This window comes from Citrobacter cronae (genome assembly GCF_016893685.1).
GTDB classification, from domain to species: domain Bacteria; phylum Pseudomonadota; class Gammaproteobacteria; order Enterobacterales; family Enterobacteriaceae; genus Citrobacter; species Citrobacter werkmanii.
Genome location: NZ_CP069763.1, coordinates 2,119,331 through 2,141,856 on the forward strand (window position 1 = coordinate 2,119,331; position 22,526 = coordinate 2,141,856).

19 protein-coding genes are annotated in these 22,526 nt (G+C 52.7%); 9 read left to right on the plus strand and 10 right to left on the minus strand.

The window, feature by feature from the left end; all coding sequences use genetic code 11:
• Positions 1-31 precede the first annotated feature (31 nt).
• Genes secM through mutT form a run of 3 tightly spaced genes read left to right on the plus strand, consistent with a single transcriptional unit; the run spans position 32 to position 3,750 of the window.
• Positions 32-538 carry a secA translation cis-regulator SecM gene (gene secM, locus JSN25_RS09055; RefSeq protein WP_038637228.1) on the plus strand — a complete coding sequence of 169 codons (507 nt, stop codon included), beginning with the start codon at positions 32-34 and terminating at the stop codon, positions 536-538.
• Between the two features lie 60 nt (positions 539-598).
• Positions 599-3,304, plus strand: coding sequence for a preprotein translocase subunit SecA (gene secA, locus JSN25_RS09060; protein WP_038637231.1), 2,706 nt, complete (start codon positions 599-601; stop codon positions 3,302-3,304).
• Between the two features lie 56 nt (positions 3,305-3,360).
• A complete protein-coding gene (gene mutT, locus JSN25_RS09065) occupies positions 3,361-3,750 on the plus strand; it encodes an 8-oxo-dGTP diphosphatase MutT (protein WP_038642991.1) in 390 nt (129 codons plus the stop codon).
• A 90-nt stretch (positions 3,751-3,840) separates the two neighbouring features.
• On the opposite strand, the gene yacG is transcribed toward mutT, so the two are convergent.
• The 3 genes from yacG to coaE are packed head-to-tail and all read right to left on the minus strand — an operon-like array spanning position 3,841 to position 5,408.
• A complete protein-coding gene (gene yacG, locus JSN25_RS09070) occupies positions 3,841-4,035 on the minus strand; it encodes a DNA gyrase inhibitor YacG (protein WP_003018740.1) in 195 nt (64 codons plus the stop codon).
• A gap of 9 nt (positions 4,036-4,044) precedes the next feature.
• Positions 4,045-4,788, minus strand: coding sequence for a cell division protein ZapD (zapD, locus tag JSN25_RS09075; RefSeq protein WP_038637234.1), 744 nt, complete (start codon positions 4,786-4,788; stop codon positions 4,045-4,047).
• On the minus strand, positions 4,788-5,408 hold the full coding sequence (gene coaE, locus JSN25_RS09080) for a dephospho-CoA kinase (protein ID WP_204525640.1): 621 nt from the start codon (positions 5,406-5,408) through the stop codon (positions 4,788-4,790). The genes zapD and coaE overlap by 1 nt, the downstream gene beginning before the upstream one ends.
• A 225-nt stretch (positions 5,409-5,633) precedes the next feature.
• On the opposite strand from coaE, the gene JSN25_RS09085 reads away from it, so the two are divergent.
• The gene (locus tag JSN25_RS09085) at positions 5,634-6,677 is read left to right on the plus strand and encodes a GMP reductase (protein WP_085048308.1); all 1,044 of its coding nucleotides are present in this window, start codon (positions 5,634-5,636) and stop codon (positions 6,675-6,677) included.
• Between the two features lie 34 nt (positions 6,678-6,711).
• Here JSN25_RS09085 and hofC read toward each other — a convergent pair whose 3' ends face one another.
• From hofC to nadC, 4 genes are all read right to left on the minus strand, one after another.
• Positions 6,712-7,914: a protein transport protein HofC gene (gene hofC, locus JSN25_RS09090; protein WP_204525641.1), complete on the minus strand. Its 1,203-nt coding sequence runs from the start codon at positions 7,912-7,914 to the stop codon at positions 6,712-6,714.
• A complete protein-coding gene (gene gspE, locus JSN25_RS09095) occupies positions 7,904-9,286 on the minus strand; it encodes a type II secretion system protein GspE (RefSeq protein WP_204525642.1) in 1,383 nt (460 codons plus the stop codon). Before gspE ends, hofC begins: the two co-directional genes overlap by 11 nt.
• A 9-nt stretch (positions 9,287-9,295) precedes the next feature.
• Positions 9,296-9,733 (minus strand): prepilin peptidase-dependent pilin, encoded by a 438-nt coding sequence (ppdD, locus tag JSN25_RS09100; RefSeq protein WP_038637249.1) that lies wholly within the window; start codon positions 9,731-9,733, stop codon positions 9,296-9,298.
• 231 nt (positions 9,734-9,964) lie between these two features.
• Positions 9,965-10,858, minus strand: coding sequence for a carboxylating nicotinate-nucleotide diphosphorylase (gene nadC, locus JSN25_RS09105; protein ID WP_085048304.1), 894 nt, complete (start codon positions 10,856-10,858; stop codon positions 9,965-9,967).
• A gap of 87 nt (positions 10,859-10,945) precedes the next feature.
• Here nadC and ampD point away from each other — a divergent pair, with 87 nt between their 5' ends.
• Together ampD and ampE are read left to right on the plus strand one after the other, a co-directional pair.
• Positions 10,946-11,509 (plus strand): 1,6-anhydro-N-acetylmuramyl-L-alanine amidase AmpD, encoded by a 564-nt coding sequence (gene ampD, locus JSN25_RS09110; protein WP_204525643.1) that lies wholly within the window; start codon positions 10,946-10,948, stop codon positions 11,507-11,509.
• Entirely contained in the window at positions 11,506-12,360 is an 855-nt protein-coding gene (ampE, locus tag JSN25_RS09115; RefSeq protein ID WP_087857666.1) for a beta-lactamase regulator AmpE, read from the plus strand. Before ampD ends, ampE begins: the two co-directional genes overlap by 4 nt.
• Before the next feature lie 91 nt (positions 12,361-12,451).
• Here ampE and JSN25_RS09120 read toward each other — a convergent pair whose 3' ends face one another.
• The 3 genes from JSN25_RS09120 to aroP all read right to left on the minus strand — a co-directional run bounded on the left by JSN25_RS09120 (position 12,452) and on the right by aroP (position 16,339).
• Positions 12,452-13,402: a glycoside hydrolase family 43 protein gene (locus tag JSN25_RS09120; RefSeq protein ID WP_204525644.1), complete on the minus strand. Its 951-nt coding sequence runs from the start codon at positions 13,400-13,402 to the stop codon at positions 12,452-12,454.
• A complete protein-coding gene (locus JSN25_RS09125; RefSeq protein ID WP_038637261.1) occupies positions 13,402-14,808 on the minus strand; it encodes a glycoside-pentoside-hexuronide (GPH):cation symporter in 1,407 nt (468 codons plus the stop codon). Before JSN25_RS09125 ends, JSN25_RS09120 begins: the two co-directional genes overlap by 1 nt.
• Positions 14,809-14,965: 157 nt before the next feature.
• On the minus strand, positions 14,966-16,339 hold the full coding sequence (gene aroP, locus JSN25_RS09130) for an aromatic amino acid transporter AroP (protein ID WP_087857667.1): 1,374 nt from the start codon (positions 16,337-16,339) through the stop codon (positions 14,966-14,968).
• A 565-nt stretch (positions 16,340-16,904) separates the two neighbouring features.
• On the opposite strand from aroP, the gene pdhR reads away from it, so the two are divergent.
• The 3 genes from pdhR to aceF all read left to right on the plus strand — a co-directional run bounded on the left by pdhR (position 16,905) and on the right by aceF (position 22,402).
• The gene (pdhR, locus tag JSN25_RS09135; protein ID WP_003018699.1) at positions 16,905-17,669 is read left to right on the plus strand and encodes a pyruvate dehydrogenase complex transcriptional repressor PdhR; all 765 of its coding nucleotides are present in this window, start codon (positions 16,905-16,907) and stop codon (positions 17,667-17,669) included.
• Between the two features lie 162 nt (positions 17,670-17,831).
• Entirely contained in the window at positions 17,832-20,495 is a 2,664-nt protein-coding gene (aceE, locus tag JSN25_RS09140) for a pyruvate dehydrogenase (acetyl-transferring), homodimeric type (protein ID WP_038637266.1), read from the plus strand.
• Between the two features lie 14 nt (positions 20,496-20,509).
• A complete protein-coding gene (aceF, locus tag JSN25_RS09145) occupies positions 20,510-22,402 on the plus strand; it encodes a pyruvate dehydrogenase complex dihydrolipoyllysine-residue acetyltransferase (RefSeq protein ID WP_087857668.1) in 1,893 nt (630 codons plus the stop codon).
• Positions 22,403-22,526: the final 124 nt, after the last annotated feature.

The following is a 22,526-nucleotide window of genomic DNA, read 5'->3' on the forward strand; positions in this document are numbered from 1 at the left end:
CCAAACGCAGGGTATATCAGGTGGCAATAACGTGAGTGGAATACTGACGCGCTGGCGACAGTTAGGCAGACGGTACTTCTGGCCGCATCTCCTGTTGGGGATGGTCGCGGCTAGTTTTGGCCTGCCCGCGCTCGGTAATGCTGCTGAACCTAATACCCCCGCGAAGGCGACCGCCAGCAATCACGATCAAGGCGCTAAAGTTAACTTTAACCAGCTTGCTTTGCTGGAAGCGACCAATCGCCGCCCGAATTTTACCGTCGACTACTGGCATCAGCATGCTATTCGTACGGTTATTCGCCATCTTTCTTTTGCTATGGCTCCTCAGGCGCTGCCCGTTGCCGAAGAGCCGTTGCCAATCCAGGCGCACCATCTTGCGTTATTGAATACGCTCAGCGCGATGCTGACGCAAGAAGGCAGACCGCCAGCGACCGTGAGTCGCGTGACATACTCCCACTTTACCTCTCAGGCCGCGTTTAGCGTTCCGGTCTGGATCAGCCAGCTGCAGGGTATCCGCGCTGGCCCTCAACGCCTCAGCTAAAAAAGAACCTTCCAACTTATAATTTTTGACTCCGCACCGCGGGGCGTTTGAGATTTTATTATGCTAATCAAATTATTAACAAAAGTATTCGGTAGCCGTAACGAACGTACGCTGCGTCGTATGCGTAAAGTGGTCAATGTCATCAACGCCATGGAACCGGAGATGGAAAAACTCTCCGATGATGAGCTGAAAGCAAAGACCGCGGAATTCCGCGCCCGTCTGGAAAAAGGCGCCAGCGTTGAGAGCCTGATCCCGGAAGCGTTCGCGGTGGTTCGCGAAGCGAGTAAGCGTGTGTTCGGCATGCGCCACTTCGACGTTCAACTGCTGGGCGGTATGGTGCTTAACGATCGCTGCATCGCGGAAATGCGTACCGGTGAAGGTAAAACCCTGACCGCAACGCTGCCGGCGTACCTGAACGCGTTAAGCGGGAAAGGCGTACACGTGGTTACTGTGAACGACTACCTGGCCCAGCGTGACGCCGAAAATAACCGCCCGCTGTTTGAATTCCTCGGCATGACTGTCGGTATCAACATGTCTGGCCTGCCAGCGCCAGCTAAGCGTGAAGCTTATAATGCCGATATTACCTACGGCACCAACAACGAATACGGCTTTGACTACCTGCGTGACAACATGGCGTTTAGCCCGGAAGAGCGTGTTCAGCGTAAACTGCACTATGCGTTGGTCGATGAAGTCGACTCCATCTTGATCGATGAAGCGCGTACGCCGCTGATCATTTCCGGTCCGGCTGAAGACAGCTCGGAAATGTATAAAAAAGTGAACAAAATCATTCCGCACCTGATCCGTCAGGAGAAGGAAGATTCCGACACTTTCCAGGGCGAAGGTCACTTCTCCGTAGATGAGAAGGCACGCCAGGTTAACCTGACCGAACGTGGTCTGGTGCTGATTGAAGAACTGCTGGTGAACGAAGGCATTATGGATGAGGGCGAGTCGCTGTACTCTCCGGGCAACATTATGCTGATGCACCACGTGACTGCCGCACTGCGCGCGCACGTGCTGTTTACCCGTGACGTCGACTACATCGTGAAAGATGGCGAAGTTATCATCGTCGACGAACACACTGGTCGTACGATGCAGGGGCGTCGCTGGTCCGATGGCCTGCACCAGGCTGTTGAAGCGAAAGAAGGCGTGGAGATCCAGAACGAAAACCAGACGCTGGCATCCATTACCTTCCAGAACTACTTCCGTTTGTACGAAAAACTGGCCGGTATGACCGGTACTGCAGACACTGAAGCGTTTGAATTCAGCTCCATCTACAAACTGGATACCGTGGTCGTTCCGACCAACCGTCCGATGATCCGTAAGGATTTACCGGATCTGGTGTACATGACCGAAGCGGAAAAAATTCAGGCGATTATTGAAGATATTAAAGAGCGTACCGCTAATGGCCAGCCGGTGCTGGTGGGTACTATCTCCATTGAAAAATCGGAAGTGGTCTCTAACGAGCTGACCAAAGCAGGCATTAAGCACAACGTGCTGAACGCCAAGTTCCACGCCAGCGAAGCGGATATCGTCGCCCAGGCGGGTTATCCGTCAGCCGTCACTATTGCGACAAACATGGCGGGTCGTGGTACCGATATCGTGCTGGGTGGTAGCTGGCAGGCGGAAGTTGCCGAGCTGCAAGACCCAACTCCGGAACAGATCGCCCAGATCAAAGCTGATTGGCAGGTTCGTCATGACGCGGTGTTAGCGGCCGGCGGTTTACATATTATCGGTACTGAGCGTCATGAATCTCGTCGTATCGATAACCAGCTGCGTGGTCGTTCCGGTCGTCAGGGTGATGCGGGTTCGTCTCGTTTCTACCTGTCGATGGAAGATGCGCTGATGCGTATTTTTGCCTCTGACCGCGTGTCCGGCATGATGCGTAAACTGGGTATGAAGCCGGGTGAAGCGATTGAACACCCATGGGTGACGAAAGCGATTGCAAACGCGCAGCGTAAAGTGGAAAGCCGCAACTTCGATATTCGTAAGCAACTGCTGGAATATGATGACGTTGCTAACGATCAGCGCCGCGCAATCTACACCCAGCGTAACGAACTGCTGGATGTCTCTGACGTTAGCGAAACCATTAACAGCATCCGCGAAGACGTCTTCAAAGCGACGATTGATGCCTATATTCCGCCGCAGTCTCTGGAAGAGATGTGGGATATTCCGGGTCTGCAGGAGCGCCTGAAAAACGACTTTGATCTGGATATGCCGATTTCAGAGTGGCTGGATAAAGAACCTGAGCTGCACGAAGAAACGCTGCGCGAACGTATTCTGGCAAATGCGGTAGAAGTTTATCAGCGTAAAGAAGAAGTTGTGGGCGCAGAGATGATGCGTCACTTCGAAAAAGGCGTGATGCTGCAAACGCTCGACTCGCTGTGGAAAGAGCACCTGGCGGCGATGGATTACCTGCGTCAGGGTATCCACCTGCGTGGTTACGCGCAAAAAGATCCGAAGCAGGAATACAAGCGTGAATCCTTCTCTATGTTTGCATCAATGCTGGAATCACTGAAGTATGAAGTGATCAGCACCCTGAGCAAAGTTCAGGTACGTATGCCTGAAGAAGTAGAAGCGATGGAGCAGCAGCGTCGTGAAGAAGCTGAGCGTTTAGCGCAGATGCAGCAGTTGAGCCATAAAGGCGACGATGCCGCCGCGGCAGAAGAGATGGCAGCACAAACCGGCGAGCGTAAAGTGGGTCGTAACGATCCGTGCCCTTGCGGTTCCGGCAAAAAATACAAACAGTGTCATGGCCGTCTGAGCTAAGAAAATAACTTATTGAAAAGGCGCAGACTTCTGCGCCTTTTTTATGGACGATGAAAATGAAAAAATTGCAGATCGCCGTCGGGATTATTCGTAACCAGCACAATGAAATTTTTATCACCCAGCGTGCGGCGGATGCCCATATGGCAAATAAGCTGGAATTCCCCGGCGGGAAAATTGAAGCGGGTGAAACGCCAGAGCAGGCGCTGATTCGCGAACTACAGGAAGAAGTTGGGATCACACCGACTCAGAATTCACTGTTCGAAAAGCTGGAGTATCAGTTTCCGGACCGGCACATTACGCTGTGGTTCTGGCTGGTGGAAAGCTGGGAAGGCGAACCGTGGGGAAAAGAGGGGCAACCGGCGCAGTGGATTGCGCAAGATGCTCTGAATGTGGAGGACTTCCCGCCCGCGAATGCCCCGGTAATTGAAAAGCTGATTGCGGGCTAAGGGTGTTCGTAGGCCTGATAAGCGCAGCGCCATCAGGCAAAACAACATACAACGCCGGATGCGGCGTTGCTTTATCCCGTTTTAGCAGAATTATTTCTGCTCTTCACTCCAGTCGTCGCTTTCCGACAGATCGCCAGAGCTGGGGATACGTTTCTCTTCTGCGGCCCACTCACCCAGATCGATTAACTGGCAGCGTTTGCTGCAGAATGGGCGAAACGGACTGACTTCAGCCCACACCACGGGTTTACCGCAGGTTGGGCAGTTGACGATGGTTTGTTCAGACATGTTGACTCCTTAACAGCACGCCAGATCAAAATCGAGACGCTCAGGCACCTGGCCATTCTCGCTATCCAGCGGCATAAAACGAATGGCAAAACGGCTCTTATGACCAGAAATTTGCGGATAAAGCTGCGAATCCAGCGGCAGCTGCAAGCGCAGCAAATCGGCATCTTCGCCGTTGTCCTGGTAAAAACCATTCAGGCTGGTTTGTTTACGAAACGGCGCCGAGTTACGAATTAAATCCAGCACCAGCGACAACGCCTGGTTGAGTGGATTCAGGCTGGCAAGCCAGGTTTCAACCTGCGCGTCGCGTTGCGGCTGTGGTAAATGTAACCAGATATGCAGGGTGGGGAGATCGAAACTGCAGCATCCGCCAGGAATGCTTAAACGCTGACGCACGAGGCCAATCAGGCGATCTTCACGCAGCGTTTGTCCAATGCGTGGGGCCGAAATCAGAATGCTGCCCGCGCTTTTTAACTGTTGGCGCAATGCGTCGATTCTGCTTTGATCGACGCCGGGAACTTCAACCCAGGCCTGGAGTTTACGCTGTTGTCGTTCAAGTTCTTTCAGGAGTTCGGTGCGAACTTCACCGCGTTCAAAGACATCCAGTAAATCGCCGATATTACGGAAAAAATGCAGTGCGCCTGCATGGTCTGCAATAGGTAAATTAACGGAGAGCTGTTGGATCAAAAACTCTATGCGCAGCCATGTACGCATCTTCTCATTGAGAGGGTGTTCAAAAAGGACCTGGGTGTGCATTACGGTTTTTCCTGTGAGACAAACTGCAACGCGCATTGCAAATAGAGCGCGTGCAGGCGGGCGACATCTGAGGCGATGGCTTCCGGTGCGCCATTATTATCAATAACATCGTCTGCCACGGCCAGACGCGCTTCACGCGTTGCCTGGGCAGCAAGAATTTGTTCAACATGCTCGCGCGTCACATCATCACGCTGCATGGTTCGTCTGAGCTGGGTCTCGGGGGTGACATCCACCACCAGCACGCGGTTGGTTTTTTTATACAGCGAATTCTCTACCAGCAACGGGACAACCCATAACAGATAGGGCGAGGTCGCTTGATCAAACTGACGCTGTGTTTCCTGCTGAATAAGCGGATGGAGCAGCGCATTTAGCCAGCTTTTTTCCTCAGGATTGGAAAAAATACGTTCGCGTAAAATGCGTCGCTGTAGCGAACCGTCCGCGGCTATCACGTCGGAACCAAAATGTTCTTCAATCGCCATGAGGGCAGGCGTACCTGGTTCAACCACCTGACGCGCAATGATATCTGCATCAATCACGTTTATTCCGAGGTCAGCGAACGCATTTGCAACGGTGCTTTTACCACTGCCAATGCCGCCGGTTAAGGCTACTGTATACCTCATAGATGCAGATCCTGGAGTTTAAGTTTGATTATCAAACAGTTAAAAGTTAAGCGCGCGAAGGCGAGGCTGCTGCAGGATTAACCTACTATTCGCCAGGTAAATTTATGGGATTGTAGCGTAAAAAAAGAGAATTTCGCAGTCTTGCGCGGCATTGATTAGTGCGTATGATAGCGTCACTGGAGTTGTGAGTTTCGATTTTTCGCCATTAACCCCAGGAATCCGCACATGCGTATCGAAGAAGATCTGAAGTTAGGTTTCAAAGACGTTCTTATCCGCCCTAAGCGTTCTACTCTCAAAAGCCGTTCCGATGTTGAGCTGGAACGTCAATTTACCTTTAAGCATTCAGGTCAGACCTGGTCCGGCGTACCAATTATCGCTGCGAACATGGACACTGTCGGGACATTTGCCATGGCAAAGGCGCTGGCATCCTTCGACATCCTGACCGCTGTGCACAAACACTATTCTGTTGAAGACTGGTCTGCCTTTATCGCGGATAGCTCTGCCGATATCCTCCAGCATGTGATGGTTTCCACCGGCACGTCTGACGCAGATTTCGAAAAAACCAAACAGATTCTGGCGCTCAACCCGGCGCTGAACTTTATCTGCATTGATGTGGCAAATGGCTACTCTGAGCATTTTGTTCAGTTTGTGTCAAAAGCGCGTGAAGCATGGCCGACGAAAACGATCTGTGCGGGTAATGTGGTTACCGGCGAAATGTGTGAAGAGCTGATACTTTCCGGTGCGGACATTGTCAAAGTCGGTATTGGGCCTGGTTCTGTATGTACCACGCGTGTAAAAACCGGCGTTGGCTATCCGCAGCTTTCTGCAGTGATTGAATGTGCCGACGCAGCGCATGGTCTGGGCGGTATGATTGTCAGCGACGGCGGCTGCACAATGCCGGGCGACGTGGCAAAAGCATTCGGCGGCGGTGCGGACTTCGTTATGCTCGGCGGCATGCTGGCTGGTCATGAAGAAAGTGGCGGCAAAATTGTTGAAGAGAACGGTGAGAAATTCATGCTGTTCTACGGTATGAGCTCTGAATCTGCCATGACGCGTCACGTAGGTGGTGTTGCACAGTACCGCGCTGCAGAAGGTAAAACCGTTAAGCTGCCGCTGCGTGGTCCGGTTGATAATACCGCTCGCGATATCCTCGGTGGCCTGCGTTCAGCTTGTACTTATGTTGGCGCCTCCCGTCTGAAAGAGCTAACCAAACGTACAACGTTTATTCGTGTACAGGAACAAGAAAACCGCGTTTTCAATAGCCTGTAACATGATGAAGCTGGCGTGTGGTAATGCGCCAGCTTCATCCTACGCCGCTCATTGCATCTCCCAAATGGAAAATCGGTAAATACATCGCGACAACCAGCGTACCGATGATCAAACCCGTAATGACCAGTAACGCGGGCTCAAGTAGCGCAGCCAGATTTTCCGCCTGAGACAGCGTTTTCTCCCCGTGATGGTGGGCGAGATTACGCAGCATTGCATCCAGCGAGCCGGATGCTTCCCCTGTTCTTACCAGCTGTATACATAATGGACTGAATTCGCCGCAATTTTTCAGCGCCAACCAGACAGGTTTCCCGGCGCTGATATCGTGATGAACCTGCGCTAAACGTTGAGACCAGAAAGGGCTGGCAAGCGTTTCACTAACGCTCTCAAGACCCTGTAAAAAGGGAATGCCAGCGTTTTGTGTTAACGCCAGAACGGTAAAGATCTGCGTGAGTTTTTGCCCTCTGACCATTGCTCCTGTAACAGGGAGCCCAAGCAACCATTTCTGACTCAGAATGCGCCAATACGGTTTCTGTTTGATCACGTGATATGTCATAAGCGAGAGCATCGTGAATGCTACCGCCAGCCACCCCCATTGGCTGCTGTAGTGGGCGATGGCAATCATCCCCCGAGTGAGCGCTGGTAGTGGGGTGTTAAACGTTTGGTAGATGGCGGCAAACTCAGGGAGCACAAACTGCAGCATCGCAAATACCACTATTACCGCCATCGTGATGATGATAATCGGATAGCGCAGGGCTTTTTTAACTTTATCAGCGAGTTGCTGCTGGTTTTTTTGCTGTCTGGCGAGTTCAAAACAGCAATCATCCAGCTTACCTGTAAGCTCTCCGGTACGGATCATCGCCTGATAAAGTGGCGGAAAAACGTGTTGCCATGTTGCGAGTGAGGTGGAGAGGGAAATGCCCTGCTCCATATCGTGAGCCAGCGTGCGCAGGAGCGCCTGCCACTGGCTGCTGGGATGCTGTTCAGCCAGCAGGGTTAGCGCTGCCGAGAGTGTTAGCCCTGCTTTCAGTAAGGTTGCCAACTGATGTATGGTTTCGGCGCTTCTTTCACGGCTCCAGTGAGAGTTTTTGACACGGATACGTTTAATACGTAACGGCGTGATATGCCGCTGCTCCAGCGCTTGTATCAGCGAGAGTCGGGTATCAGCCCATAATACACCTTCCGACGGCTCACCTTCGTTGTTAATGCCTTGCCAGCGCCAAAGCTGTTTAGCTGACATGCGGCATGCCCAGTACGCGAATAAGTTCTTCATATGTCGTTAAGCCTTGTTCGACAGCCTGACAACCATTCTCGAAAAGCGTATGCCCTGATAGCTGAGCATCTGACACGACCCCGTCTGCGGATGTGCCACTGGCGATGCTCTGGCGTAATGCAGGTGTTACCGGGAGCACTTCAAACAATGCGGTACGACCATAAAAGCCGTGATAACAATGTTCGCAACCAGGCGCATGCCAACGTGGCAGTGGCATGCGCCAGATTGCTTGGGGGAGCGTAATGGATGTCTCCAGGCGTTGTCGGCAATGGGGGCATAGCTTTCTGACCAGGCGCTGGGCAATGACGAGCGTCAGCGCGGAGGCGATCATCCAGCGCGCAACCCCCATTTGCTGCAGGCGTACCAGCGTTTCACTGGTGGAATTAGTATGCAGTGTTGACAGAACCAGATGACCGGTTTGTGCCGCCTTAAGCGCTATTTCAGCCGTTTCGCCATCGCGGATTTCGCCGACCATAATGATGTCGGGATCCTGGCGCAGCAGAGCCCGCAATACGCCCTGAAAAGTAAGACCTGCGCGTGGATGAACTTGTGTCTGGTTAAGGCCTGCGATGGGGATCTCTACCGGATCCTCTACGCTACAAAGATTCACCTCTGATGTATTTCGGGTTTGTAGCGCGCTGTACAGGGTGACCGTTTTACCACTCCCGGTAGGCCCGGTAACCAGAATCAGCCCTTGAGGCTGCTGCAACGCTTGCGAAAATGCTGCCAGCTGCGCGTCCTGCATGCCCAGCGCGGTGATATCCAGTGTCTGATCGACCTGATGAAGTAGCCGTAGTACAACCTTTTCACCCCAGCGACAGGGCAGGGTGGAGATACGAAACGAGATGGGTTGTCCTGAAATCTCAATGGTAAATTGTCCGTCTTGTGGCAGCCGGTGCTCGGCAATATCCAGGCTGCCTAATACTTTTAATCTTGCGGTGATAGCGATGCCCATCTCAGTTGTGACTTCCGGCAAAGCGTGTAATACGCCATCCACGCGTAATCTGATCTGATAGCGATGTTCCGCTGGTTCAAAGTGAATATCAGAAGCCCGTTGCGCCAGGGCGGATTGAAACGTCTGATTCAGCAACCCAGCTGCGGTGGCGCTGCTTTCAGACACTACGACCGGTAACATTTTCTGTGGCGTATGCGTGTGGCCTTCCATTTGCTGGCGAGTCCAGCAAACAATGTCGATGCGTCGGGTGGTGGCAAAATGCAGGGCGTCCAGCAGCTCATGGGACGGTGCATCCACCACGGCGATGTGCACTACTTCATTGTCTGCATCGAGTAATATTCCCTGATAACGTTGGCATAGCGCCGTGAGTTGCGTGGTATTCATCTCTTTTCCTTAGTACGTGTCGAAGCGGAAAACGTCTTCGCAAGCCTGTTGTAGTGCGCTGTCATTTGGAATGGCGCAGTTACGGTTCCAGCCGGTAATACCGTTGGCATTGTCCCAACCCGGCGTCATCGTGATGCTTAGCCCATTCAGGCTTTCCTGGCCTGTGAGGCTGACAACGCCTTTTTCAACCCTCATGCCTGAGACATAACGGGTGGTTGTGGGGGAGGGAATGCCATTGGTCCCGGCATCGCAAGTCTCTGTTCCACCATGCTCCAGCGCACAGAGTTCGACCGCGGTGCGATAGGGGACAAAGGTTTGCAGCATGTCTGTCAGGGCGGCTTTGCGCAGATAGTTTTGATAAGCCGGAATGCCGATGGCGCTAAGAATGGCAATGATGCCAATGACCACCATCAGTTCGATAAGCGTGAAGCCTCGTTGTTTATCCATTGTTGATTCGCTCCTGAGTTAGCTGGCGCTACTTTGGCAAATCGAACGGATCTTAGGCGAGAGACAAAAAACAGAACGGGAAAGCGGGTTCAGAGGATTTTTACGAAATTACAGGATCAGACAATGTATTTGCGAAGGGACTCGAAGAAACTGCCGGATGACGGCGTAAATGCCTTATCCGGCTGGGGGAGGCCCGATAAGCGAAGCGCCATCGGGCCTTGCAATGAGCAATTAACGAAAACGCATGGAGAGATCGAGCGCGCGGACGTGCTTGGTCAGTGCGCCAACGGAGATAAAGTCCACACCGGTTTCGGCAAATTCGCGCAGCGTTTCATGGGTGACGTTACCCGAGACTTCCAGACGCGCCTGGCCGTTGGTGCGTTTTACCGCTTCGCGCATTTGCTCAGTTTCGAAGTTATCGAGCATGATGATGTCCGCCCCGGCTTTCAGTGCGTCGTCCAGTTCTTCCAGGCTTTCAACTTCAACTTCAACGGGCACATCCGGATGCAACCAGAAGGCTTTTTCAACGGCCTTACGTACCGAACCAGAAGCAATAATGTGGTTTTCTTTAATCAGGAAGGCGTCAGAAAGCCCCAGGCGATGATTCGCACCGCCGCCGCATAACACGGCATATTTCAGGGCGGTACGCAGTCCTGGCAGCGTTTTACGTGTATCCAGTAGTTGGGTTTTTGTCCCCGCCAGCAGATCGACGTATTTACGCACCTCGCTCGCCACGCCCGAAAGCGTCTGTACAAAATTAAGCGCGGTACGTTCGCCGGTCAGCAGTACACGGGAGGGGCCGTCCAGCTCAAACAGCGGTTGATTAGCCTTAATGCTGTCGCCATCTTCGACATGCCAGGTGATGTTGACATCATCGCCAGCCAATTGAATAAAGACCTCTTCCACCCAACGTTTCCCGCAAAAAACGCCATTTTCTCGGGTAATCACGGTGGCGTGGGAACGCATATCTTCGGGTAAAAGCTGTGCGGTGATATCGTTATTGGCATCAACTTCTCCGCCTAAATCTTCGCGCAGTGCCTGAGCTACAGCGGCAGGGATATCCAGATTTATGCGTTCCAACAGCGCGTCACGTCGGTAGTCAGGGTTATAGCGGCGAGGCGGCATGATAAAACTCCAAATTGCTAACGAATCATAAGGTAGAAACATGCTACCCTGAACCTGGTATGAGCACCACCAATAAGGAGATTCTGCATGTTGTTAGACGAGGGCTGGCTGGCAGAGGCGCGACGCGTTCCCTCTCCTCATTACGATTGCCGCCCGGATGACGAAACCCCTTCTCTGCTGGTGGTGCATAATATCAGTCTGCCGCCCGGCGAGTTTGGCGGCCCGTGGATAGACGCGTTATTTACCGGCACGATTGATCCCAAGGCCCATCCTTTTTTTGCTGAGATCGCCCATTTGCGCGTCTCAGCCCATTGTTTGATCCGCCGTGATGGTGAGATTGTGCAGTACGTCCCTTTTGATAAACGCGCCTGGCATGCTGGCGTGTCAAATTATCAGGGGCGTGAGCGCTGTAATGATTTTTCAATTGGTATTGAGCTGGAAGGAACGGATACGCTGGCCTATACCGATGCACAGTATAAGCAACTGGCCGCCGTGACGAATGCACTGATTACGCGTTATCCGGCCATTGCCAACAATATGACTGGACACTGTAATATTGCCCCCGAACGTAAGACCGATCCCGGGCCGTCTTTTGACTGGGCAAAATTTCGCGTCCTGGTCACCCCCTCGTCGCACAAGGAGATGACATGACGTTGTTTACAACATTACTGGTGTTGATTGTTGAACGCCTGTTTAAGCTGGGTGAGCACTGGCAGCTTGATCATCGGGTGGAAGCTTTTTTCCGCAGAATTAAGCACTTCTCGATGATGCGTACGGTGGGCATGACCCTGATTGCAATGGGGCTGACATTCCTGCTGCTGCGCGCGGTTCATGGGCTGCTGTTTAACGTTCCGTTGCTGGTGGCGTGGATCTTAATTGGCTTGCTGTGCATCGGCGCAGGCAAGGCGCGTCTCCACTATCATGCCTATTTGCAGGCGGCCGCTCGCGATGACACACATGCTCGTGAGGCGATGGCCAGCGAGCTGACGCTTATACATGGGGTTCCGCCGGATTGCGATGAGCGCGAGTTCTTGCGCGAGCTGCAGAACGCGTTGTTATGGAACAACTTCCGCTTTTATCTGGCGCCGTTATTCTGGTTGATTGTCGGTGGTCCTTGGGGACCGGTGACGCTGGTTGGTTATGCCTTTTTACGCGCCTGGCAGTCCTGGCTGGCGCGCTATCAAACGCCGCATCAGCGTCTGCAATCGGGTATTGATGCGATCCTGCATGTGCTGGACTGGATCCCGGTTCGTTTGGCTGGCGTAGTCTATGCGTTGCTGGGACACGGCGAGAAAGCGTTGCCGGCCTGGTTTGCCTCACTGGCGGATCTGCATACTTCGCAATATCAGGTGTTAACGCGTCTGGCGCAGTTCTCTCTGGCGCGTGAACCGCATACTGATAAAGTCGAAACGCCAAAAGCGGCTGTTTCAATGGCGAAGAAGACCTCTTTTGTGGTGGTGGTGATTATCGCGTTGCTCACCATTTATGGCACATTAGTGTAGCGTTGTGCCGGATGGCGCTAACGCTTATCCGGCCTGGAATGGAAAACGTGTAGGCCCGGTAAGCATTAGCGCCACCGGGCAGTGCAACGGCTTAGATCGTATCAGCAGGCGGGATGCCAAAATCAGGCATCCCGTTTTCGTCCCAGCGCACCAGTTTCAGACGTGTATGGCGGTTTGGATCGTACAACGGATCGCCTTCAATCTCGGTGTAATTTCTCGCGTGGTACACCAGTACATCTTCACCATCCGGCGTTTGCGTAAAACTGTTGTGTCCCGGTCCATACTGGCGATTTTCATAGCTGGTGGTAAAGACCGGGCGCGGTGATTTATGCCAGTTCTGCGGGGTGAGCGGATCATCGTTGAGGCCAATCCACAGTAACCCCATACAGTAATTCTCATCGGTGGCGCTGGCCGAATAGCTGATAAACAGCTTGTCGCCATGCACCATGACTGCCGGACCCTCGTTGACCCAGAAACCCCGGCATTCCCAGTCATACTCAGGATGGCTGAGCATGACCGGCTCGCCTTTAATCGTCCATGGGTTTTCCAGCTCTGCGAGATAAATATTGGAATTTCCGGCGATATCTGGCGATTTCTGTGCCCACAAATACCACTGTTTCCCCTGATGATTAAAGGTGGTGGCGTCCAGGGCGAAGGTATCAAACTGCGTTTTAATCTGGCCTTTCTCTGTCCACTTGCCGGTCAACGGATCGGCGTCTGCGCACTCAAAGGCAAACATGCGGTGCTGGAACATCCCCAGCTTATCAAGCGCCTGAGTATGGGTAGCGGCAAAATAGATGTACCACTTGCCTGCCAGATGATGAAGTTCCGGCGCCCAGATGAGTTGGCTCATAGGACCACTTTCCGGCTTACGCCAGACGACAACGGGAGTGGCGGAGCGCAATCCCTCCAGAGAGTCGGCCCGACGAATCTCCAGTCGGTCATATTCTGGCACTGACGCAATGAAATAGTAGTGGCTACCGTCGCGTAAGATAAACGGATCGGCGCGTTGTTCGATAAAGGGATTTTGCCACTGTTTCATTAGGCTTTCCTTACAGGTTCAGTCGTTTTTATATCGTGGTATTCATTGAGTTCACGGTAGTTGGTACGGCGTTTTTCCAGATCGGTCTGGATTTGCTGCATAAACTCGCGGTCAACTTTTAGCAGGCGAACCACGCCTGCGGTAATCAGATAACCTACGCCAGGTATGATGGTGAACAGCAGCATAATACCGTTAATGGCGGAGTCGCTTTGCGCTTTCGCCCCTGCGTCGTAGCCGTACCAGGAGAGCAGGAAGCCTACCATCGCCCCGGCAATTGCCAGGCCCAGCTTGAGGAAAAACAGGTTACCGGAGAAACTGATCCCGGTGATGCGCTTACCGGTTTTCCACTCACCGTAGTCATCGACATCCGCCATCAACGACCAGTGCAGCGGGGAAGGGATCTGATGCAGGACGTTGAGCAGGAAGTAGAGCACCATAATCATCATGGTGGCTTTGGGGTCGAAGAAATAAAATGCAGCGGAGAAAATCGCCAGGATGATGTTGGTCCAGAAGAACACCTTCAGTTTGCACCAGCGATCGGTTAATACCTTCGCCAGCATGCTGCCGATCATCATGCCGACGACGCCGAGGCTGATAAACAACGTGGCGAACTGCGTGCTTTGTTGCATAACCCACGTAACGTAGTACATGGTGGCGGCCATGCGAATAAAGCCCGGGCAGACGTTGCACAGGGTTAACAGCAGGATTTTTACCCACTGGTCGTTCTTCCACACGTCTTTCAGGTCGGCTTTTAAATCGTCGTTAGTCTGCACGGCGGGGCGAACGCGTTCACGGACTGATGCAAAGCAAAACAGGAACATACACATGCCGATGAAGGCGAGTACCGCCATCGCCATCTGATACCCTTTAGCTTTGTCTTCCCCGCCAAACCAGTCGGCCATCGGCAGCAGGGTAAGGGAGAGCAGCAGGGTTGCGATTCCTACTAATACAAAGCGATATGACTGGCAGGCGACGCGTTCCTTGGGATCGTTGGTGATAACGCTGCCGAGCGAGCAGTAGGGAATGTTGATCGCCGTATAGGTAATAGAGAGCAGGAAGTAGGTGACGAAGGCATAGATAACCTTGCTGTTATACGTCCACTCAGGGGTGGTAAACATAAGCACGCTGAATAATGCGTAAGGGAAAGCCATCCACAAAAGCCATGGACGAAATCGACCATATTTACTGCGTGTGCGGTCGGCCATCGCGCCCATTATAGGGTCGGTAACGGCATCGATAACGCGTACTGAGAGCAGTAATACGCCGACCAGGGCAGGCGCAAGACCAAAAATATCGGTGTAAAAATAGTTAACAAACAACATGATGGCGCCAAAGATGATGTTGCATCCGGCGTCGCCCATTCCATAGCCGATCTTTTCTTTCACCGTGAGCTTACTGGTTTCCATCAACTGCACTCCATTAATGAGATATGGAGAGAATTATTGTCTGGTACCGGTGTTTTTACGTTGCAGGATAACGCCGCTGATATGGACGAAACAGTCGTGAATGGGAAAGTGTGAGGCAGGTAACAACCCCCACCTGGTCCAGGTGGGGGAGGGAGGTTTAATGCGCTTTAACCGCGCGGGCCGTTTTCTGCTTGCACAGATAGCCGATGCCAAGAATACCAATCCATACCGGGATTAAGTACACCGAGATCGCCATGCCCGGCGTCATCAGCATAATCACCAGCACTGCGGCCATGAACAGCAGGCATACCCAGTTACCCAGCGGGTAGAACAGCGCCGGGAAGCGAGTGGTTACGCCCTGCTGCTGTTTGGCTTTGCGGAACTTCATGTGCGCCAGGCTGATCATCGCCCAGTTGATCACCAGGGCGGAAACCACCAATGCCATCAGCAGGCCAAAGGCGGATTCCGGCGCCAGATAGTTGATCAGCACGCACAGAGCCGTTACCAGCGCGGAGACAAGAATAGTGTTCACCGGTACGCCGCGCTTGTCGACGTTCATCAGCGCTTTCGGCGCATTACCCTGCTGCGCCAGACCGAACAGCATACGACTGTTGCAGTATACGCAGCTGTTATAGACAGAAAGGGCGGCGGTCAACACCACGATGTTCAGCGCATTGGCAACAAAGGTGTCGCCCAGCTCGTGGAAAATAAGGACAAACGGGCTGGTATCAGCGGTGACGCGCGTCCACGGCATCAGGGAAAGCAGAACCGCCAGCGAACCGACATAGAAAATCAGGATACGGTAGATAACCTGGTTAGTCGCTTTGGGAATGCTTTGCTCCGGGTTATCGGCTTCAGCCGCGGTGATGCCGACCAGTTCCAGCCCACCAAAGGAGAACATGATAATCGCCATCATCATCACCAGACCGGTGAAGCCGTGCGGCAGGAATCCCCCCTGGCTCCACAAGTTGCTGACGGTGGCCTGTGGGCCGCCGTTGCCGCTAAACAGCAGCCAGCCGCCGAACAGGATCATGGCGACTACGGCGATGACTTTAATAATGGCAAACCAGAACTCCATCTCGCCAAACACCTTCACGTTGGTCAGGTTGATGGCGTTGATCAGCACGAAGAAGGCCGCCGCAGAAACCCAGGTTGGGATCTCCGGATACCAGAACTGAATGTATTTACCTACGGCAGTTAGCTCTGCCATGGCAACCAAAACGTACAGTACCCAATAGTTCCAGCCGGAAGAGAAACCCGCGAAACCGCCCCAGTATTTATAGGCAAAGTGGCTAAAGGAGCCTGCAACCGGCTCTTCAACCACCATTTCACCGAGCTGGCGCATGATCAAAAAGGCGATAAAGCCGGCAATAGCGTAACCCAGGATAATCCCCGGTCCTGCAGACTGGATAACGGATGCGCTACCGAGGAATAACCCGGTACCAATCGCGCCACCCAGCGCGATTAGCTGTATATGGCGGTTTTTAAGGCCGCGCTTGAGCTGATCGCCATGCGGTTGACTTTCCATCATTAAACCTCGTGTGTGGTTTTACTCTTCATAATTTCGAGTACTTATTTTTTGAACTACGCAGCAATGCGTGTGTAAGTTTGCAATTCCGTTTGTTGTATTAATTTGTTTACAGATGCTAATAAGGAAATGTTGCCCAAATACTTTTGTCTTGAACAGAATAATGTTATGCGGGCGCGAATGCACCTGCTTTATGCGAGGGTGTTGACGAGTTGAATAAAAAGAAACCATTTGTAAATGCGAGTTTAACTACCACAAAATTTCCATTATGAATTTTTATTCATAAATTTTGCTTATTAACTCGATAATTAAGTGGGTGAATCGGTTCAGATAATATATTTTTTCGTTTAAATTAGGTTAAATCTACCCCGTGGTGGGTAAATTTAACATTTGTGCATAGTTACATGTTTGAAACGTTATTTCTGTAATGTTGTTAAAATATGCCTCCTTTACTGATTTCAATCAAAACCTGTATGGACAGAAGGTGAATACTTTGTTACTTTAGCGTCAAGAACATGAAATTGGTAAGACCAATTGACTCCGGGCAAATGGCTTAAGACAGGAAATCATGGCCTACAGCAAAATCCGCCAACCAAAACTCTCCGATGTGATTGAGCAGCAGCTGGAGTTTTTAATTCTTGAGGGGACACTTCGCCCCGGAGAAAAACTCCCACCGGAACGCGAGCTGGCAAAACAGTTCGACGTCTCCCGCCCCTCCTTACGCGAGGCGATCCAACGCCTTGAAGCGAAGGGGTTACTGCTTCGTCGTCAGGGCGGCGGCACTTTTGTACAGAGCAGCCTGTGGCAAAGCTTTAGCGACCCACTGGTAGAGCTGCTCTCTGACCATCCTGAATCCCAGTTTGACCTGCTTGAGACGCGCCATGCGTTGGAAGGTATTGCAGCCTATTACGCTGCATTACGTAGCACGGATGAAGACAAAACGCGTATCCGTGAACTCCACCATGCGATCGAGCTTGCGCAACAGTCCGGCGATCTGGACGGCGAATCCGATGCGGTACTCCAGTATCAAATTGCTGTCACCGAAGCCGCACACAATGTGGTGCTGCTCCATCTGCTAAGGTGTATGGAGCCGATGCTGGCCCAGAATGTTCGGCAAAACTTCGAATTGCTGTATGCGCGTCGCGAGATGCTGCCGCTGGTAAGCAGTCATCGTACCCGTATCTTTGAAGCAATCATCGCCGGGAAGCCTGAAGAGGCGCGTGAAGCGTCTCACCGTCACCTGGCGTTTATCGAAGAGATTTTACTGGACAGAAGCCGTGAGGAAAGCCGTCGAGAACGCGCCTTACGCCGTCTGGAGCAACGAAAGAATTAGTGATTTTTCTGGCAGAACGTTAACCAGAAGATGTTGTAAATCAAGCGCGAACTAAAAGCGCGGCAACTAAACGCAGAACCTGTCTTATTACGCTCTCTGGCGAGAACGTAATGGGACAGGTTCCAGATAACTCAACGTATTAGATAGATAAGGAATACCCCCATGTCAGAACGTTTCCCAAATGACGTGGATCCGATCGAAACTCGCGACTGGCTACAGGCGATCGAATCGGTCATCCGTGAAGAAGGTGTTGAGCGTGCTCAGTATCTGATCGACCAACTGCTTTCAGAAGCGCGCAAAGGCGGCGTGAAAGTAGCGGCAGGTGCAGGGGCCAGCAATTATGTCAACACTATTGCCGTTGAAGATGAGCCGGAATACCCGGGTAATCTGGATCTGGAACGTCGTATCCGTTCTGCTATCCGCTGGAACGCCATCATGACCGTACTGCGCGCGTCTAAAAAGGACCTTGAGCTGGGTGGCCACATGGCATCCTTCCAGTCCTCCGCAACGGTATATGATGTTTGCTTCAACCACTTCTTCCGTGCACGCAACGAGCAGGATGGCGGCGACCTGGTATACTTCCAGGGTCACATCTCTCCGGGTATCTACGCACGCGCATTCCTGGAAGGTCGTCTGACCGAAGAGCAGATGAACAACTTCCGCCAGGAAGTTCACGGCAAAGGCCTGTCTTCCTACCCGCACCCGAAACTGATGCCGGAATTCTGGCAGTTCCCGACCGTTTCTATGGGTCTGGGCCCAATCGGTGCTATCTACCAGGCTAAATTCCTGAAATATCTGGAACACCGTGGCCTGAAAGATACCTCTAAACAAACCGTTTACGCCTTCCTCGGCGACGGCGAGATGGATGAGCCAGAATCTAAAGGTGCGATCACTATCGCGACCCGTGAAAAACTGGACAACCTGGTCTTTGTTATCAACTGTAACCTGCAGCGTCTTGACGGCCCGGTCACCGGTAACGGCAAGATTGTTAACGAACTGGAAGGCATCTTTGCAGGTGCTGGCTGGAACGTTATCAAAGTCATGTGGGGCGGTCGTTGGGATGAGCTGCTGCGTAAAGACACCAGCGGTAAACTGATCCAACTGATGAACGAAACCGTTGACGGCGACTACCAGACCTTCAAATCCAAAGATGGCGCATACGTACGTGAGCACTTCTTCGGTAAATACCCGGAAACCGCAGCCCTGGTTGCTGACTGGACCGATGAGCAGATTTGGGCTCTGAACCGTGGTGGTCACGATCCGAAGAAAGTCTACGCTGCACTGAAAAAAGCGCAGGAAACCAAAGGCAAAGCAACTGTAATCCTCGCCCATACCATTAAAGGTTACGGCATGGGTGACACCGCCGAAGGTAAAAACATCGCTCACCAGGTTAAGAAAATGAACATGGACGGCGTGCGTTATATCCGCGACCGTTTCAACGTTCCAGTGACCGATGAGCAGGTTGAAAACCTGTCTTACATCACCTTCCCGGAAGGTTCTGAAGAGCACACTTATCTGCACGCCCAGCGTCAGAAACTGCACGGCTACCTGCCTGCTCGTCAGCCGAACTTCACCGAGAAGCTGGAACTGCCGGCTCTGGAAGACTTCGGTGCGCTGCTGGAAGAGCAGAACAAAGAAATCTCCACCACTATCGCGTTCGTTCGTGCCCTGAACGTGATGCTGAAGAACAAGTCGATCAAAGATCGTCTGGTTCCGATCATCGCTGACGAAGCGCGTACTTTCGGTATGGAAGGTCTGTTCCGTCAGATCGGTATCTACAGCCCGAACGGCCAGCAGTACACCCCGCAGGACCGTGAGCAGGTTGCTTACTATAAAGAAGACGAGAAAGGTCAGATCCTGCAGGAAGGTATCAACGAACTGGGTGCCGGCGCATCCTGGCTGGCTGCTGCGACTTCTTACAGCACCAACGATCTGCCGATGATTCCGTTCTACATCTACTACTCCATGTTCGGGTTCCAGCGTATCGGCGACCTGTGCTGGCAGGCAGGCGACCAGCAGGCTCGCGGCTTCCTGATTGGTGGTACTTCCGGTCGTACTACGCTGAACGGCGAAGGTCTGCAGCACGAAGATGGTCACAGCCATATTCAGTCTCTGACTATCCCGAACTGTATCTCTTACGATCCGTCTTACGCGTACGAAGTTGCGGTCATCATGCACGATGGTCTGGAGCGTATGTACGGTGAGAAACAAGAGAACGTTTACTACTACATCACCACCCTGAACGAAAACTACCACATGCCGGCAATGCCAGCAGGCGCCGAGGAAGGTATCCGTAAAGGTATCTACAAACTCGAAACCCTCGAAGGTAAGAAAGGTAAAGTTCAGCTGCTGGGCTCCGGTTCTATCCTGCGTCACGTGCGTGAAGCTGCCCAGATCCTGGCGAACGATTACGGTGTGGGTTCTGACGTGTACAGCGTAACCTCCTTCACTGAACTGGCGCGTGATGGCCAGGATTGTGAGCGCTGGAACATGCTGCACCCGATGGAAACGCCGCGCGTTCCGTACATCGCTCAGGTAATGAACGACGCACCGGCAGTAGCATCTACTGACTATATGAAACTGTTTGCCGAACAGGTTCGTACTTATGTACCGGCTGATGATTACCGCGTACTGGGTACTGACGGCTTCGGTCGCTCTGACAGCCGTGAAAACCTGCGTCACCACTTCGAAGTTGATGCTTCCTACGTGGTTGTAGCGGCCCTGGGCGAACTGGCTAAACGTGGCGAAATCGATAAGAAAGTGGTTGCTGACGCAATCACCAAATTCAACATCGATGCAGATAAAGTTAACCCGCGTCTGGCGTAAGAGGTAAAAGAATAATGGCTATCGAAATCAATGTACCGGACATCGGGGCTGATGAAGTTGAAATCACCGAGATCCTGGTCAAAGTGGGCGACAAAGTTGAAGCTGAACAGTCGCTGATCACCGTAGAAGGCGACAAAGCCTCTATGGAAGTTCCGTCTCCTCAGGCTGGTATCGTTAAAGAGATCAAAGTCTCTGTTGGCGATAAAACTGAGACCGGCAAACTGATCATGATTTTCGATTCCGCCGACGGTGCAGCAGCTGCTGCACCTGCTCCGGCAGAAGAGAAGAAAGAAGCGGCTCCGGCAGCAGCACCTGCTGCGGCAGCGGCGAAAGAAGTACACGTACCGGACATCGGCGGCGACGAAGTCGAAGTGACCGAAGTGATGGTTAAAGTGGGCGACACCGTTGCGGCTGAGCAGTCTCTGATCACCGTTGAAGGCGACAAAGCCTCTATGGAAGTTCCGGCGCCGTTCGCAGGCACCGTGAAAGAAATCAAAATCAGCACCGGCGACAAAGTGTCTACCGGCTCCCTGATTATGATCTTTGAAGTAGCAGGCGAAGCTGGCGCGGCTGCCCCAGCGAAAGCTGAAGCGGCTCCAGCAGCAGCTCCGGCTCCGGCAGCCACTGGCTCGAAAGAAGTTAACGTGCCGGACATCGGTGGTGATGAAGTTGAAGTCACTGAAGTGATGGTTAAAGTGGGCGATAAAATTGCCGCAGAACAATCACTGATCACCGTTGAAGGCGACAAAGCGTCAATGGAAGTTCCGGCGCCGTTCGCGGGCACCGTGAAAGAAATCAAAATCAGCACCGGCGACAAAGTGAAAACCGGTTCTCTGATTATGGTCTTCGAAGTTGAAGGCGCAGCGCCTGCGGCCGCTCCGGCTAAACAAGAAGCGGCGGCTCCGGCTCCGGCGGCGAAAGCTGAGAAGCCAGCAGCTCCAGCTGCAAAAGCGGAAGGTAAATCTGACTTCGCTGAAAACGACGCTTACGTCCACGCGACTCCGCTGATTCGCCGCCTGGCGCGCGAGTTTGGTGTGAACCTGGCGAAAGTGAAAGGTACCGGTCGTAAAGGTCGTATCCTGCGTGAAGACGTTCAGGCTTACGTGAAAGACGCGGTTAAACGCGCCGAGTCTGCACCGGCAGCATCTGCTGGCGGCGGTATCCCGGGCATGCTGCCCTGGCCGAAAGTGGACTTCAGCAAGTTTGGTGAAATCGAAGAAGTGGAACTGGGCCGTATCCAGAAAATTTCTGGGGCGAACCTGAGCCGTAACTGGGTGATGATCCCGCACGTTACGCACTTTGATAAGACCGATATCACCGATCTGGAAGCGTTCCGTAAACAGCAGAACGCCGAAGCTGAAAAACGTAAACTGGACGTGAAATTCACCCCAGTGGTCTTCATCATGAAAGCCGTTGCCGCCGCTCTGGAACAGATGCCGCGCTTCAACAGCTCTCTGTCCGAAGATGGTCAGCGTCTGACCCTGAAGAAATACATCAACATCGGTGTTGCGGTTGATACGCCGAATGGTCTGGTTGTTCCGGTCTTCAAAGACGTGAACAAGAAGAGCATTACCGAGCTGTCTCGTGAGCTGACCACCATCTCCAAAAAAGCGCGTGATGGCAAGCTGACTGCTGGCGAAATGCAGGGCGGTTGCTTCACCATCTCCAGCATCGGTGGCCTGGGTACTACCCACTTCGCGCCGATTGTTAACGCGCCGGAAGTGGCGATCCTCGGTGTCTCCAAGTCCGCAATGGAGCCAGTGTGGAACGGTAAAGAGTTTATGCCGCGTCTGATGATGCCGATTTCGCTCTCCTTTGACCACCGCGTAATCGACGGTGCGGATGGTGCGCGCTTTATCACCATCATCAACAACATGCTGTCTGACATTCGCCGCCTGGTGATGTAAGCGAAAAAGCCGGCCCGACGGCCGGCTTTTTTCTGGTAATCTCATGAAGTCAGTGAGGTTATTGTGCGAAAGACAAATCGGTTGCCGTTTGTTGTTTCAAAATTGTTAACAATTTTGTAAAATA